We start from the raw sequence: 15714 nt of genomic DNA on the forward strand, positions 1-15714 counted from the left end.
ATTTTAGCAGCACCTGATATGTCAAAAAATCAAGATCGAAGGGCAGCATTGAAAAACATTATGGCAGGTTCCGCCGCCATTGCTGCTGCACCATTGCTTTCATCATTTAGTATTGAAAACAAAAAAGAAAATACCTTGAAAGGAAATATCAACCATTCTGTATGTCAATGGACATATGGATTTCTCTCGGTAGAAGAATTGTGCAAGGTGGCCAACGATATTGGCATACCGGCCATTGATCTTATGGGGCCCAAAGACTGGCCCACTTTAAAGAAATATAATTTATACAGTTCCATGTGTTATGTAGCTGCAGGCTCAAGTCTTACCAGCGGATGGAACGATAAAGCAAATCATGAAAAGCTTATAAAAGATTACCTGGAAACATTTCCGATGATGGTGCAGGCAGGCTATAAAGATGTGATTTGTTTTAGTGGCAGCCGTAATGGAATGGATGATGAAACAGGTTTAAAGAACTGTGTTGAAGGCCTTCAGAAAATTTTACCCGCTGCGGAAAAAAGTGGTTTAACGGTGCACATGGAATTACTGAACAGTAAGGTTGATCATAAAGATTATATGTGCGACAAAACTCCTTGGGGTGTGGAATTGTGTAAACGTTTGAACACTGAGAACTTTAAATTGTTATATGATATTTATCACATGCAGATCGATGAAGGAGATGTTATTCGTACAATAAGAAATAATCATCAGTACATCGGTCATTATCATACAGGTGGTGTTCCGGGCAGGCACGAAATAGATGAGAGCCAGGAATTATTTTATCCTGCTATCATGCGTGCAATTTTAGAAACAGGTTATAAAGGATACGTAGCACAGGAGTTCATTCCTGCAGGTCCCGATAAGATTGCTTCTCTTCGTAAGGCCGTTCAAATATGTGATGTTTAATTTTTCCCCTGCTGTTGAATATAAATTAAACTACCGTTGCGTCGCACTTTTGTACGTTTAGCTCTTTAGTCTACTGTCGAAAATATTTCAAAAGTACAAGTGAGTGACACAACAGGCGATGCTATGAAATGCCGCAGCTTGAAACAAAAAAAATTGCGGCATTAGCAACAAGTTTATACATTTTAAAAAGTATTGCCGAATTCATTTCACAAACACAAAATAAATAACAGTTTGCGTTGTAAAAAAATATTGCTTGTAATATAAAAACTATAACTCCATGGCAGAAAACGTTTATGATGCTATTGTAATTGGCTCGGGCATTAGTGGTGGCTGGGCTGCAAAAGAACTCTGTGAAAAAGGTCTGAAGACCATTATGCTTGAACGTGGCAGAGACATTAAGCATATAACAGATTATAAAAATGCGAGTAAAGAAGCGTGGGATTACCCGCATCATGGGAGGGCTACCAACCAAATGAAGGCAGATTACCCGGTGCTGAAACGTGATTACCCTTTAAATGAAAGCAACCTTGATTACTGGGTTAATGAAAAAGAATCTCCGTATACAGAAATAAAACGTTTCGATTGGTTTCGTGGCTACCATGTTGGTGGGCGTTCACTTATGTGGGGTCGCCAAAGTTACCGCCTGAGTGATTTTGATTTTGAAGCCAATGCAAAAGAAGGCATTGCTATCGACTGGCCTATCCGTTACAATGAAATTGCGCCATGGTATGATTACGTTGAAAAATTTGCCGGCATCAGTGGTAGTATTGAGCACATTCCAAATCTCCCTGACGGACAGTTCCTCCCGGCCATGCAAATGAATTGCGTAGAGAAAGATGTATCAGCAAGGTTGAAGGAACATTACAAAGGTGAAAGAAACATGATCATTGGTCGTGTTGCCAATATAACACAACCACTACAGGACAGGCAGGCTTGTCAGTTTCGTAATAAATGCTGGCTGGGTTGCCCTTTTGGTGGTTATTTCAGTACACAATCTTCTACATTACCTGCTGCAATGAAAACAGGTAATCTTACACTAAGACCATGGAGTATTGTTACAAAAATCCTTTACGATAAAGACACCAAAAAAGCGACAGGTGTTGAAGTGCTCGACGCAGAAACAAATAAAACATACGAGTATAAAGCAAAGATTGTTTTCTTAAATGCTTCTGCGTTAAACAGTGCATGGATACTTATGAATTCTGCAACAGATATATGGCCCGATGGTTTGGGAAGCAGCAGCGGAGAACTTGGTCATAATGTAATGGACCATCATCTTGGTGTTGGAGCAGGTGGTTTGGTAGAAGGTTATGAAGACAAATATTATTATGGTCGCCGTGCAAATGGAATTTACATTCCACGTTACCGAAATTTTGGAAATGACAAAAGAGATTACCTCCGCGGCTTTGGTTACCAGGGTGGTGCAAGCAGGCAGGGTTATGCACGTCCGTTGGAAGAATCATTAATGGGTGCAGAACTGAAAGAGATGCTTACGGAACCGGGCTCCTGGAGTATGAACATTGGTGGCTTTGGTGAAACACTTCCGTACCATGAAAATAAAATAACACTTGATAAAACGAAGAAAGATAAATGGGGTTTAAATGTTTTGGCATTTGATGTTGAGTATAAAGAGAATGAAAAGAAAATGCGTAAAGACATGCTGGAAGATGCAAAAGAAATGCTTGAAGCCGCTGGTGTAAAAAATGTAAAAGGTAGAGAAGGCGACGGCACTTTAGGCCGCGGCATTCATGAAATGGGTACAGCTCGTATGGGCAAAGATTCTAAAACATCTGTACTCAATAAATGGAACCAGGTTTGGGATGCACCCAATGTGTTTGTAACAGATGGCGCATTTATGACTTCAGCTGCGTGTCATAATCCATCGCTTGGTTACATGGCGTTTACCGCACGTGCCGCAGATCATGCAGTGAGTGAATTGAAGAAAGGAAACATATAAAACCTTTTTGAGCCCTGCTGTTGAATAAGTATTAAACTTTCGTTGCGTCGCACACTTGTACTTTCTGTTCATTATTGATCTGAACGTTGAAGTGAGTGACACAACAGGCGATGCCAAAAGATGTGCAGCTTGTAATAAAAAATAAATTAATTAATCAGCCCGGCAAATTTCCCCTTTATACCGGGTTTTATTAACCCCCTTCAGGGGATGGGGGCAAACAAAAAAATCATGGCTGACAATGTTTATGATGCCATCGTCATTGGCTCTGGTATCAGTGGCGGATGGGCCGCTAAAGAACTCTGCGAAAAAGGCTTGAAGACCATTATGCTTGAACGTGGTAAAGACATTAAACATATTCAGGATTACCCGGAAGCATCCAAAGAGGCTTGGGATCATCCACATCGCGGCGAACGGACACAGCAGATGATCAAAGATTATCCTGTTCTAAAAAGAGATTACCCGCTTAATGAAAGAAACCTTGACTGGTGGGCAAGTGATAAAGATTCTCCATATACAGAAGTAAAACGTTTCGACTGGTTTCGTGGATATCACGTGGGTGGTCGTTCACTTTTGTGGGGTCGTCAAAGCTACCGCTGGAGTGATCTTTATTTTGAAGAGAATGCAAAACAAGGCATTGCTATTGACTGGCCTGTTCGTTACAAAGAAATTGCGCCGTGGTATGATTATGTGGAAACATTTGCAGGCATTAGCGGTGGTGATGAAGACCTTCCTGAATTGCCTCGTGGCAAGTTCCTTCCGCCCATGGAAATGAACTGTGTAGAAAAAGATCTTGCAGGCAGAATAAAAAATTTCTATGGCGGCAATCGTAAGATGATCATGGGCCGTACAGCGCATATCACCAACCTGCAGCAACATCAGAAAGATCTTGGCAGAACCAATTGCCAGTTCAGGGATAAATGCTGGTTCGGTTGTCCTTTCGGTGGATATTTCAGCACACAATCTGCAACATTACCTGCAGCGATGAAAACAGGAAACCTTACTGTTCGCCCCTGGGCAATTGTTACAAAAATTTTATACGATAAAGATACACAACGTGCAACCGGCGTTGAGATCCTTGATGCAGAAACAAACAAAACATATGAGTACAAAGCAAAGATCGTTTTCTTAAACGCTTCTACTTTGAACAGTGCATGGATATTAATGAACTCTGCAACAGATATATGGCCCGATGGTTTGGGCAGTAGTAGTGGAGAGCTTGGTCATAATGTTATGGATCATCACCTGAATGTATATGCCGGCGGTATTGTAGAAGGTTATGATGATAAATATTATTATGGTCGCCGTGCAAATGGTATTTACATTCCACGATATCGCAATTTCTTCGGAGATAAAAGAGATTATCTGCGTGGCTTTGGTTACCAGGGCGGTGCAAGCCGTGGCCGCGGGCCTGCAGATATTGCGGAATACAGCATTGGTGCCGATCTTAAAGAAGCATTGACTGAACCCGGTGTATGGAGCTTTGGTATGGGTGGTTTTGGTGAAACATTACCTTATCACGAAAATAAAATAACACTTGATAAAACAAGAACAGATAAATGGGGTCTTAATATATTGTCGTTCGATGTTGAGCTAAAAGAAAATGAACTTAAGATGCGAAAGGATATGCTGGAAGATGCAAAAGAAATGCTTACTTCTCTTGGCGTTAAGAATGTACAGGGTGGAGACAGCAATCCGTACCTCGGCCGTGGTATTCATGAAATGGGCACAGCGCGTATGGGTGCAGACAGAAAGACCTCTGTACTCAATAAATACAACCAGGTTTGGGATGCACCGAATGTATTTGTAACAGATGGCTCATTCATGGTTTCGGCAGCCTGTCAAAATCCATCGCTTACCTATATGGCATTTACTGCACGTGCAGCAGATCATGCAGTAAGCGAATTGAAGAAAGGAAATATTTAATGTGCAAATGTGTAGATATGCAAATGTGAAGATGAAGAATTGTATGAGCCAAACTTTTGAATAAGTATTAAACATTCGTTGCGTCGCACTCTTGTACTTCCTGCTCAATACTGAACAAAGCGTACAAGTGAGTGACACAACGAAGATGCATAAAGAATAAAAGTTGGTAATAAAACATTTTCATCAAAATCTTTTTTAATAACGTAAATCAAGGTTCTAATGCCAGGCGATTCTTCCAAAGTAAACATCAATTCAGGCGGTGTTGATAAAAACACTTTCGATGCAATAGTTGTCGGTAGCGGTATCAGTGGTGGGTGGGCTGCAAAAGAATTGTGTGATCATGGATTGAAAACATTGGTATTAGAGCGTGGCAAAAATGTGGTGCATATAAAAGATTATCCAACTGCCACAAAAAATCCGTGGGACTTTGAACATCGCGGACAATTACCCGTAAAAAATTTAAAAGATGATCCTGTTGTAGCAAGATGTTATGCATACAACGAAACATCAGCACATTTTTTTGTAAAAGATCACGAACATCCATACATACAGGAAAAGCCTTTTGACTGGATTCGTGGTTACCAGGTAGGCGGTAAATCTTTGTTGTGGGCAAGAGCTACGCAACGCTGGAGTAAATACGATTTTGAAGGCCCCGCAAGAGATGGTTATGCGGTGCCATGGCCTGTAAGTTATGATGAAATGGCGCCATGGTATTCTCACGTAGAATTGTTTGCAGGTATCAGTGGACATAAAGATGGTTTAGATACTTTACCAGATGGCGAGTTTTTACCACCATGGGAATTGAACTGTGTAGAGAAAGATATGGTGCAAAAGATAAATTCAACTTATAAAGACCGCACTGCAATTATTGGACGCTGTGCACACCTAACAAAACCCAATCAAATACATCTTGACCAGGGACGTATGCAATGCCAGGCAAGAACATTGTGCGAAAGAGGTTGCCCTTATGGTGGCTACTTCAGTTCTAATGCATCTACTTTGCCGTGGGCTGCAAAAACAGGTAATTTAACATTGCGTCCGGATTCAGTAGTGCATTCTATAATTTATGATGATAAGAAAGGAAAGGCTGTTGGTGTGCGTGTAATTGATGCACATACAAAAGAAGCAACAGAATATTTTGCAAAGATCATTTTTGTAAATGCTGCCTGTTTGAATTCAAATCTTATTCTGCTCAATTCAACATCATCACGTTTTCCAAATGGTTTGGGGAATGATAATGGCTTACTCGGAAAATACATTTGCTTTCATAATTATCGCGGTACGCTCAATGCAAGCATTGACGGCTATCTTGATAAATATTATTATGGCCGCAAACCAACGGGTGCCATGCTTCCTAACTTTAGAAATGTACATAAGCACGATATGGATTTCATGCGCGGTTATATGGTGCATTTCAGTGCAGGCCGTGGCACAGCAAATGCGCCAGAAGGCAAACCAGAGATTGGTGGCGAATTTAAAGATGCCATTACAGAAGCAGGTGATTGGGGAGTGTTTATGATGATGCAGGGCGAAACGATTCCGAAAGAAACCAATCATGTGCGTTTGAGTAAAGACCAGAAAGATGCGTGGGGAATTCCGCAACTTATTACCTCTGTTGATTATGATGATAACGATGAAAAAGTGTTGAAAGATTTTTTTGAACAGGGTGAAGAGATGCTTACTAAAGCGGGTTGCAAAAACATTTATAAGAACGACAGCAAACAGGCACCGGGCCTGGATATTCATGAAATGGGTGGTGTGCGCATGGGTACAGATCCAAAAACATCCATGCTCAACAAATGGAATGCTTTTCATAACTGCAATAATGTTTTTGTAACGGATGGTGCGTGTATGACTTCAACAAGTACGCAAAATCCGTCGCTCACTTTCATGGCCATTACTGCGCGTGCAGCAAACCATGCAGTGGAAGAATTGAAGAAGGGAAATATTTAATGTGGGAATGTGCAAATGAAAATAAATTATGAGCCAAGCGTTTGAATATGCATTAAACATTCGTTGCGTCGCACACTTGTACTTACTGTTCAGCATTAATCTGAACGATGAAGTGAGTGACACAACGAAGTTTAATAGCAGCACAACTGTTAAGTACAAAAAATAAAAACGATAAACCTTGCCGGGAGATTCTTTAAATATTAATTCAAAAGGTGTAGCACAAAACACGTACGATGCAATTGTTATCGGCAGTGGCATCAGTGGTGGCTGGGCTGCAAAAGAATTGTGTGAGCTTGGTTTAAAAACATTGGTGCTGGAACGTGGCAGAGATGTAAAGCATATTAAAGATTATCCTACGGCTACTTTAGCACCATGGGAATTTAAACATCGTGGTTCTTTACCTGAGGAGAAGAAAAAAGAAAACCCGGTAATATCAAAATGTTATGCGTTTGATGAAACTGCTGCGCATTTTTTTGTACAAGATAAAGAACATCCATATATACAGGAAAAACCTTTTGATTGGATTCGTGGTTACCAGGTTGGAGGTAAATCATTAACATGGGGAAGATGTACGCAACGCTGGAGTGATTTTGAATTTACCGGTCCGCAACGATTTAATTACGGATGGGATTGGCCGATACGTTATGCGGATGTTGCACCATGGTATTCTCATGTAGAAAAATTTATTGGTGTTTGTGGTAACAAAGATGGTTTGGAAGCTATGCCTGATGGAGAGTTTCTTCCACCATTTGAATTGAACTGTGTAGAGCAACATTTGAAAGAAAGTATTTTAAAAAATTATGGCAACCGTTATTTGGTTCATGCACGATGGGCGCATTTAACGCAACCCAATCAAATTCATCTTGACCAGGGTAGAGGCAAATGCCAGGCAAGAAATTTATGCCAAAGAGGTTGTCCGTTTGGTGGTTACTTTAGTTCCAATTCATCAACATTGCCTTGGGCTGCAAAAACTGGTAACTTAACGATAAGGCCTTTTTCTGTTGTTCATTCAATCATCTATGATGAGCAAAAGCAAAAAGCAAGTGGCGTACGAATTATTGATGCTGAAACAAACAAAACGACCGAGTTCTTTGCCAAAATAATTTTTGTAAATGGTTCAGCATTGAACAGCAATTTAATATTGCTCAATTCAACATCGAATCGTTTTCCAAATGGTTTGGGAAATGATAGCGGCATACTTGGTAAATATGTTTGTCACCACAATTACCGTGGATGGATGAATGGCCTTATGGAAGGCTTTGAAGATAAATATGTCTATGGCCGCAATCCAACAGATGCCATCATTGCAAACTATCGTAATCTTCATAAGATCGATACGGATTTTGTTGGTGGTTATACAACATATATGGGTGCCTACCGTGACAGGCATGACGGAGATCGTTCTCCTGAACAAATTGGCGCTGTGTATAAAGAAGCAATGACTGAACCAGGGCAGTGGCATGTATACGCATACCTGCAGGGAGAAACAGTTCCAAGAGAAGAGAATCATGTGCGGTTGAGCAAAGATCAGAAAGATCAATGGGGCATTCCATTGCTAATTACTTCCGTTGGGTATGATGATAACGATGAAAAATTATTAAATGATTTTTTTGTGCAAACAGAAGAGATGCTTACCAAGGCAGGCGTAAAAAATATTGAACACAGGGATAGCAAGCAAGCTCCCGGTCTTGATATACACGAGATGGGTGGATGCAGAATGGGTGCTGATCCAAAAACATCAATGCTTGATAAATGGAATGCGTTACATCATTGCAAAAATGTTTTTGTTACAGATGGCGCATGCATGACGAGTACCGGCAATCAAAGCCCAAGCATTTTGTACATGACGTTGACGGCGAGGGCTGCTAATCGTGCGGTGGAAGAATTGAAAAAGGGAAATCTTTAAATACAAATTTTCAAATTAAACACTATGCCAGGCGATTCACTTAATGTAAACAATAAAGCAGTAGCGCAAAACACGTACGATGCAATTGTTGTAGGCAGTGGCATCAGTGGTGGCTGGGCCGCAAAAGAATTGTGTGAAAAGGGCTTGAAAGTATTAATGCTGGAACGTGGAAGAAATTTTGAGCATATCAAGGATTATAAAACAGCAAGTTTAAATCCCTGGGAATTTCCACACCGTGGCATGGCAACACAGGAGCAACTAAAAGTAAGACCTGTTATTGCACGCACCTGGGGCAAGAGTGAAGGCATTATGGATTATTGGGTTAAAGACTCAGAAGCGCCATATACGGAAGTAAAACCATTCAAGTGGTGGCGTGCATACCAGTTAGGTGGCCGCTCCATTTTGTGGGGCAGGCAAAGTTATCGCTGGAGCGATTTTGATTTTGAAGCAAATGCAAAAGATGGCTGGGCAATAGATTGGCCGGTGCGTTATAAAGAAATTCAGCCATGGTATGATCATGTTGAAAAATTTGCAGGCATCAGCGGAAGTTTAGAAGGCTTGCAACATTTGCCGGATGGAAAATTTTTACCACCGATGGAATTGAATTGTGTTGAGAAAGATGTATCAGCAAGAATAAAAGATTTTTACAAAGGTCAGCGACACATGATCATTGGGCGTGCTGCACATATCACTGCACCGCATCCCGATAGAGAACAATGCCAGTTCCGTAACCGTTGCTGGGAAGGCTGCATGTTTGGTGGTTACTTCAGCACACAATCTTCTACATTACCTGCTGCCATGAAAACAGGCAATCTTACAGTAAGACCGTGGAGCATTGTTACAAGAATTTTATATGATAAGAACACAAAGAAAGCAACAGGTGTAGAGATAATGGACGCAGAAGAAAATAAGACTTATGAGTTTTATTCAAAGATCGTTTTCTTAAATGCTTCTGCCTTGAACAGTGCATGGGTGCTTATGAATTCCGCAACAGATGTTTGGCCTGATGGCTTAGGAAGCAGCAGTGGAGAGCTTGGGCATAACATCATGGATCATCATTACAACCTTGGTGTTAGCGGAGATTTTGAAGGCTATGAGGATAAATATTATTATGGTCGCCGCGCCAACGGTTTCTACTTAACAAGGTTTGCAAACTTATATGGCGATAAAAGAGATTACCTGCGTGGCTTTGGTTACCAGGGCGCAGCCAGCAGAGGTAGCTGGAGCAGGGATGTGGCAGAATTCAGTATTGGTGATAAATTCAAAGAAGCATTAACAGAGCCCGGTAGTTGGCGCATAGGCATGGGTGGCTTTGGCGAATTATTGCCTTATCATGAAAATAAGATAACATTAGATAAGAACAGAAAAGACAAGTGGGGCTTACCCATTTTAGCGATGGATGCTGAAATAAAAGACAATGAAAAGAAGATGCGTAAAGATATTCTTGAAGAAGGCAAAGCTATGCTGGAAGCAGCAGGTGTAAAGAATGTAACAACGCATGATGGCGGGCACGAGATTGGTGATGGTATTCACGAAATGGGCACAGCACGTATGGGGGCAGATCAAAAAACTTCTGTGCTCAATAAATGGAACCAGGTTTGGGATGCCCAGAATGTTTTTGTTACAGATGGTGCTTTCATGGTTTCATCGGCCTGCCAGAACCCTTCCTTAACTTATATGGCGTTTACAGCAAGAGCAGCCAATCATGCGGTGGAAGAATTGAAGAAAGGAAATATTTAATGTGCTAATTTGAATATGTGCAGATGTGCAATTGAAGAACAGATGAGTAATAAACTGGAAGTACAAGTGAGTGACACAACGAAGCTTAATAGTAATACAAAAGCTAAGTTCAAAAAAGAAATCAAAATATTAACGTGTAAAAACAAACACGTACACTTTTAAATTACATTTGATAACTATAAACCATTGTTTGTTATGAACAGAAGAGATGCCTTATCACGTGTTGCGCTTATAATGGGCGGCACTGTTATTGGGGCAGAAGCTTTTTTGAGTGGCTGTAAAACGGCTACCAAATATGGCGAGAGCCTCAACTTTACTCCGGAAGATATTGCCTATCTGAACGAGATCGCTGAAACCATTATTCCTGCTACATCCACACCCGGCGCAAAAGATGCAAAGGTTGGTGAATTCATGACCGTAATCGTTAAGGATTGCTACGAAGAAAAAGACCAGAAAGCTTTTCTTGAAGGCATGAAAAAACTTGACGATGCCAGCCAGAAAAAGAATAGCAAGTCTTTTATGGAAAGTACACCAGAACAGCGTAAAGCTTTGTTGATAGATCTTGACAAAGAAGCAACTGCATTTAATAAAAGTAAAAAGCCGGAAGATCCCTCTCATTATTTTTCTGCGTTCAAGCAGTTAACGTTGTGGGGCTATTTTACTTCTGAACCAGGCGCTACCAAAGCATTGCGTTATGTGGCTGTGCCCGGAAGATATGAAGGTTGCATACCTTATAAAAAAGGTGATAAGGCCTGGGCTACCTAGTGGTTACAGAGGAAGAATTATGCAATTATTTTGAGCCTGGCTATAAGCCACCGCTCACCTACGTTGCGTCGCACACTTTTACGCCTTGTTCTTTTCTCAGCAAATATTTACAACTCTGTAAAAGAGCATGTAACGATTAAATTATAAGCCATGAGTTATTCGAGAAGAAAATTTTTGCAAACAACAGGTTTGTTAGGTGCAGGTGCAATGCTTGCTTCTAATAATTTATTTGCCGGCAAAGCTCCTCTTACCAATTTTGGTATTCAATTATGGACAGTGCAGCAGGATATGGCTAAAGATGCTGCCGGCACATTAAAAGCTTTGGCATCTTATGGATACAAACAGATCGAAGGCTTTGAAGGCAGGATGGGTATGTTTTGGGGAATGACTGTTGGCGACATGAAAAAGTATATGGATGATCTTGGCATGACGATGATCTCCAGCCATTGCAATATCAACGACAAGTTTGAAATAAAAGCAGCCAATGCAGCCAACATGGGCATGAAGTACTTGATATGCCCATACCTTGGTCCGCAAAAATCTGCCGATGATTTTAAAAAGGCTGCAGATAATTTCAATGCAAAAGGAGAGATTTGTAAAAAGAACGGATTACGCTTTGCATACCATAATCATGGGTATTCATTCAAAACCATTGATGGCCAGGTACCGGAAGATATAATGCTGGCGAATACAAATCCTGACCTCGTAGATTTTGAAATGGATATGTACTGGGTTGTAACAGGAGGGGCAGATATTAACTCATACTTAAAAAAATACAAAGGTCGTTTCCGTCTGTGCCATGTTAAAGACAGGCAAAAAGGCGTGGATGCAAGTGTGGAAGATGCATCGGTTATATTGGGTACGGGTAGTATAGACTATCCCTCTATTGTACCGATTGCAAAAAAATACGGTGTAGAATATTTTATAGTAGAGCAGGAAAAATTTGATGACACTACGCCCATGTTAAGCGCTGAGGCCGATGCAAAGTATATGATGACATTGAAAGCATAATGAACAATAGTAATCGATATAAAAAATCCCGGAACAATTGTTTCCTGGATTTTTTATTAGCTATTGACAGATAGGCTAATGTCTCAATCTATCTTTTCCTTTTAAAGAATTCTTTTATTAATGCAGCGCATTCATCCTGAAGCATACCTTTTATAATTTCCGTTTTTACATGAAATGGTGCCTCTCCGGTGTCATGTGTTTGTGATGATGCATGAATATATTTTCTGTAACCATTTTTTATATCCGGCGCACCATAGACAATCTTCCCAATCTTACTCCAGTAAAGTGCACCGCAACACATAAGGCAAGGTTCGATGGTTACATATAATGCTGCATCAGGCAAATATTTTGCACCAAGGTAATTACATGCAGTTGTAATAGCTAGTATCTCTGCATGGGCTGTTGGGTCATTCAACAATTCAACCTGGTTATGCGCCCTTGCAATAATTTTATTATTGATCACTATAACAGCGCCAACAGGCACCTCGTCAGTATCAAAAGCCTTCTGTGCTTCTTTTAAAGCCTGTTGCATAAAGTATTCATCACTTATGGATAACATGTGGCTAAGTTAGGAAAAGATAAAAGCTCCATTAAAGTTCGCTTGTGAGCCACCCTTAAATATAAAATGCATTTTAGTTTCCGGCTATTTTTTTATATTTTACATTTTTCAATCCGTAATTATGCAAAACCTTTTTCAACCGGAATCTGCCACCGGAATCGTAATGCGCATTGCCAGATTAAAGCCAGCTGCCAAAGCCCTTTGGGGGAAAATGAATGCTGCACAGATGCTTGCTCATTGTAAAGCGCCACTGGAAGTGGCGCTTGGCGACAGAATTTTAAAACATAGTTTTATTGGTTGGTTATTTGGTAAGCTGGCTAAAAAGAAAATGTTGAAGGAACCTCCCTTCCAGCACAACCTGCCAACAGATGGAAGTTTTGTTGTAAAAGATGAACGCGTTTTTTCTGATGAACAGGAACAGCTTTTTACACTTATAAAAAGATTTGCAGAAGCCGATCCTCAAACTATTGCAGCAAGAGTGCATCCTTTTTTTGGTAAGATGACTATTGATGAATGGGGCATTTTGCAATGGAAACATCTTGATCATCACCTGAGACAGTTTGGCGTTTAAATATTTGCCATGGCTACTAAACAAAAACTTAATACTGATTGGCACAAACAAAACCGTATGCCGGAAAAAGCCACGTTAGAGCAATGTATTGCATGGCATTTGGAGCACCGCAAATATTGTGGATGCAGGGATATTCCTGAAAAGCTGAAAACAGAAATGAAGAAAAGAAATATAAAATACTAAGTAACTTGTTGCTATTGTTGCATAGCGATATAAATGCACAAAGGTGCGACGCAAGTAAAGTGTGATAGTATTACCAAAGCCAGGCTCATAAAAAAATAAAGGCCATTCGTTTGAATGGCCTTTTGTATTCATTAAATATTTTTACTGAACATTAAAAGTGTTGTTGCTTTCATCTGCGTCCATAAAAATGCCACCATCGATCTGTACTGACTTTATTTTCTTTTTGGTGGTAATATTTACTGATGCATTTTTCAGATCAGCTTTCCACAACATGGGTGTTTGGTGCTGCTTTTCAGAACTGCCATCATCATAAGTTATTACAAGATCAAAGGGTGCAGGATAACCACCTATATTTTGTATGGCAACTGCATAGCTATTCTTGTTTTTGTTTACAGACTGAACAGCAAAGTCGATATAATTGTTAGAAAAATACCAGCTGTTCCAGAACCAGTTTAGATCCTGCCCCGAGATGTTATTGAATGTATTAAAGAAATCCCATGGAATAGGGTGTTTTCCATTCCAGCGGTTCATGTATGCATGTAAGCATGTTTTGAAAAGTTGGTCGCCCAGCAGGTCCTTCATTGCGAGATAACCGATAGAAGCCTTTCCATATTCATTATTCCCAAAGCCCTGACCGGTAAGCGCATCGCCTGGTGTAACAATAGGAATATCTTCACCTGCAGATGGATCGCCTATCCAGCCTGCTATGCGGAATTGCTTATACAAACTCTCTGCTTTCTCCACACCAAGATCTGCACGGCCAATCAGCAGTTCAAAAGTGGTCGCCCAGCCTTCATCCATAAAGCCATAACGTGTTTCGTTGATGCCCATATAAAATGGCATATAGGTATGTGCTATTTCATGCTCTGCAACAAACCTTGAGAAATTAGGATCTTCATAAGTTTCATCATTTGCCATCATAGGATATTCCATTCCTGCATAACCCTGGAAAATTGTTGTCTTTTCGTAAGGGTAAGGAATGCCCGGCCAGTTGTGCGATAACCAATCCAATGAATGTTTTCCATACTCTACCATATTCCTGTAATCAGCAGCTGTATCATTATAAGCAGCCTGCACACTTGCCCTTCTTTTTGTTGCATCATCAACCAATACACTTCCTGCATCCCATACAAAATGATCGCTTAAACCAAAAGCCATATCAGGAATATTATTAGCTGTAAATTTCCAGCTGTTCATATTATCCTGTGCTGTTACTCTTTTTGCAGCAAGATCTTCTTTGGTTGCCACATGTATTGTTTCATCAGAGGTGAAAGATGAATAATATTTCTTTAGAAAATCGGGCTGTAATAAACGCTCAGGGTTATTGAGTGTACCTGTTCCCCAAACGATATAATTTTTAGGAACATTAAGTGTTACAGTATAATCATTGAAGTCGCTGTAAAATTCATGAGAATCCATAAAATTCATACGGTCCCAACCGCTTATATCATCAAATACTGCTACACGCGGGTAGAAGTAAGCAAGAAAATAAGTAGTGGAATCTATCATGCCTTCGCGGTTACTCTGCAATGATATTTCGTAGTGCCAATCGAACATAAGTTGTATAGAATCGTGCGGTGCAAGTGGTTTTGGCAAACGCATTGACTGAAAGGTAAATGCATTGGGGTTGTTTCTCCATTGGTAAGGCTGGTTGTTCACCGTTACTTTATCTATTTGCACACCATCCGTAAGATAATCTGCGCCAACGCCAAAATTGCGGGGAGCACCGGGTTTATGTATATTCAAAAAAAGTTTGATAACGGGATTACGGATCGTATCGGTGCTGTTATTTACATACATGATCGTTTCACTGCCTTTAATATTACGATCCGGCGGTGCTGCTGTAACAGTAATATTATAGCGGCCGTAATTCTGCCAGTAATTCTTACCAGGCTTTCCATCAATAGACCGGGTTTCCTTTTTAAAAGCTTCCTTAACCTCTCTTGGCATATACAACGCTTGAGCATTTGCACCGGCCACACTGCAGGCAATAAGGCTGCAAATAAGCAATAAATGTTTCATAGCAATAATTTAATAAGCGGGGAAGTTAACACACAAAAGCATTACATGAATACTGATATGATAAAAGGCTTCCTTTAATGATAATAATTGCTTTTCTGCGTACCGGCTTTCAGCTGTTTTGGCATCGGTTGTTGTGTCACTCACTTGTACATTCTGAACTTTGTGCAGCAGAAATAAGAAAGTACAAGTGTGCGACGCAAGAAAAGCAGCAAAGTAGTACT

12 protein-coding genes are annotated in these 15714 nt (G+C 40.4%); 10 read left to right on the top strand and 2 right to left on the bottom strand.

The window, feature by feature from the left end:
* The first annotated feature begins 18 nt into the window (after positions 1-18).
* From FRZ67_RS10640 to FRZ67_RS10675, 8 genes are all read left to right on the top strand, one after another.
* On the top strand, positions 19-903 hold the full coding sequence (locus FRZ67_RS10640; protein ID WP_147189535.1) for a hydroxypyruvate isomerase family protein: 885 nt from the start codon (positions 19-21) through the stop codon (positions 901-903).
* Positions 904-1180: 277 nt separating this feature from the next.
* On the top strand, positions 1181-2860 hold the full coding sequence (locus FRZ67_RS10645) for a GMC oxidoreductase (RefSeq protein ID WP_147189536.1): 1680 nt from the start codon (positions 1181-1183) through the stop codon (positions 2858-2860).
* Positions 2861-3088: 228 nt separating this feature from the next.
* On the top strand, positions 3089-4783 hold the full coding sequence (locus FRZ67_RS10650) for a GMC oxidoreductase (protein ID WP_147189537.1): 1695 nt from the start codon (positions 3089-3091) through the stop codon (positions 4781-4783).
* Between the two features lie 219 nt (positions 4784-5002).
* On the top strand, positions 5003-6736 hold the full coding sequence (locus FRZ67_RS10655) for a GMC oxidoreductase (protein ID WP_147189538.1): 1734 nt from the start codon (positions 5003-5005) through the stop codon (positions 6734-6736).
* 178 nt (positions 6737-6914) lie between these two features.
* Positions 6915-8642 (top strand): GMC oxidoreductase, encoded by a 1728-nt coding sequence (locus FRZ67_RS10660; RefSeq protein WP_147189539.1) that lies wholly within the window; start codon positions 6915-6917, stop codon positions 8640-8642.
* Between the two features lie 24 nt (positions 8643-8666).
* Positions 8667-10382 (top strand): GMC oxidoreductase, encoded by a 1716-nt coding sequence (locus FRZ67_RS10665; RefSeq protein ID WP_147189540.1) that lies wholly within the window; start codon positions 8667-8669, stop codon positions 10380-10382.
* Between the two features lie 195 nt (positions 10383-10577).
* A complete protein-coding gene (locus FRZ67_RS10670) occupies positions 10578-11147 on the top strand; it encodes a gluconate 2-dehydrogenase subunit 3 family protein (protein WP_147189541.1) in 570 nt (189 codons plus the stop codon).
* A gap of 150 nt (positions 11148-11297) precedes the next feature.
* Positions 11298-12158 (top strand): sugar phosphate isomerase/epimerase family protein, encoded by an 861-nt coding sequence (locus tag FRZ67_RS10675; RefSeq protein ID WP_147189542.1) that lies wholly within the window; start codon positions 11298-11300, stop codon positions 12156-12158.
* A gap of 88 nt (positions 12159-12246) precedes the next feature.
* Here FRZ67_RS10675 and FRZ67_RS10680 read toward each other — a convergent pair whose 3' ends face one another.
* Entirely contained in the window at positions 12247-12717 is a 471-nt protein-coding gene (locus tag FRZ67_RS10680) for a nucleoside deaminase (protein WP_147189543.1), read from the bottom strand.
* 121 nt (positions 12718-12838) lie between these two features.
* On the opposite strand from FRZ67_RS10680, the gene FRZ67_RS10685 reads away from it, so the two are divergent.
* Together FRZ67_RS10685 and FRZ67_RS23495 are read left to right on the top strand one after the other, a co-directional pair.
* The gene (locus FRZ67_RS10685) at positions 12839-13288 is read left to right on the top strand and encodes a DUF1569 domain-containing protein (RefSeq protein WP_147189544.1); all 450 of its coding nucleotides are present in this window, start codon (positions 12839-12841) and stop codon (positions 13286-13288) included.
* A 9-nt stretch (positions 13289-13297) separates the two neighbouring features.
* Positions 13298-13471 carry a hypothetical protein gene (locus tag FRZ67_RS23495; RefSeq protein WP_192903926.1) on the top strand — a complete coding sequence of 58 codons (174 nt, stop codon included), beginning with the start codon at positions 13298-13300 and terminating at the stop codon, positions 13469-13471.
* Positions 13472-13612: 141 nt separating this feature from the next.
* Here FRZ67_RS23495 and FRZ67_RS10690 read toward each other — a convergent pair whose 3' ends face one another.
* Complete coding sequence (locus FRZ67_RS10690) at positions 13613-15493, bottom strand: M1 family metallopeptidase (RefSeq protein ID WP_147189545.1); 1881 nt, start codon at positions 15491-15493, stop codon at positions 13613-13615.
* Between the last annotated feature and the right edge of the window lie 221 nt (positions 15494-15714).

The sequence above is a fragment of the Panacibacter ginsenosidivorans genome (assembly GCF_007971225.1).
GTDB classification, from domain to species: Bacteria; Bacteroidota; Bacteroidia; order Chitinophagales; family Chitinophagaceae; genus Panacibacter; species Panacibacter ginsenosidivorans.

Coding starts and splice junctions, on each gene's coding strand:
- FRZ67_RS10645 (WP_147189536.1), top strand. CDS start 1,181: ATGGCAGAAAACGTTTATGATGCTATTGTAATTGGCTCGGGCATTAGT.
- FRZ67_RS10685 (WP_147189544.1), top strand. CDS start 12,839: ATGCAAAACCTTTTTCAACCGGAATCTGCCACCGGAATCGTAATGCGC.
- FRZ67_RS23495 (WP_192903926.1), top strand. CDS start 13,298: ATGGCTACTAAACAAAAACTTAATACTGATTGGCACAAACAAAACCGT.
- FRZ67_RS10670 (WP_147189541.1), top strand. CDS start 10,578: ATGAACAGAAGAGATGCCTTATCACGTGTTGCGCTTATAATGGGCGGC.
- FRZ67_RS10650 (WP_147189537.1), top strand. CDS start 3,089: ATGGCTGACAATGTTTATGATGCCATCGTCATTGGCTCTGGTATCAGT.
- FRZ67_RS10680 (WP_147189543.1), bottom strand. CDS start 12,717: ATGTTATCCATAAGTGATGAATACTTTATGCAACAGGCTTTAAAAGAA.
- FRZ67_RS10690 (WP_147189545.1), bottom strand. CDS start 15,493: ATGAAACATTTATTGCTTATTTGCAGCCTTATTGCCTGCAGTGTGGCC.
- FRZ67_RS10665 (WP_147189540.1), top strand. CDS start 8,667: ATGCCAGGCGATTCACTTAATGTAAACAATAAAGCAGTAGCGCAAAAC.
- FRZ67_RS10655 (WP_147189538.1), top strand. CDS start 5,003: ATGCCAGGCGATTCTTCCAAAGTAAACATCAATTCAGGCGGTGTTGAT.
- FRZ67_RS10675 (WP_147189542.1), top strand. CDS start 11,298: ATGAGTTATTCGAGAAGAAAATTTTTGCAAACAACAGGTTTGTTAGGT.
- FRZ67_RS10640 (WP_147189535.1), top strand. CDS start 19: ATGTCAAAAAATCAAGATCGAAGGGCAGCATTGAAAAACATTATGGCA.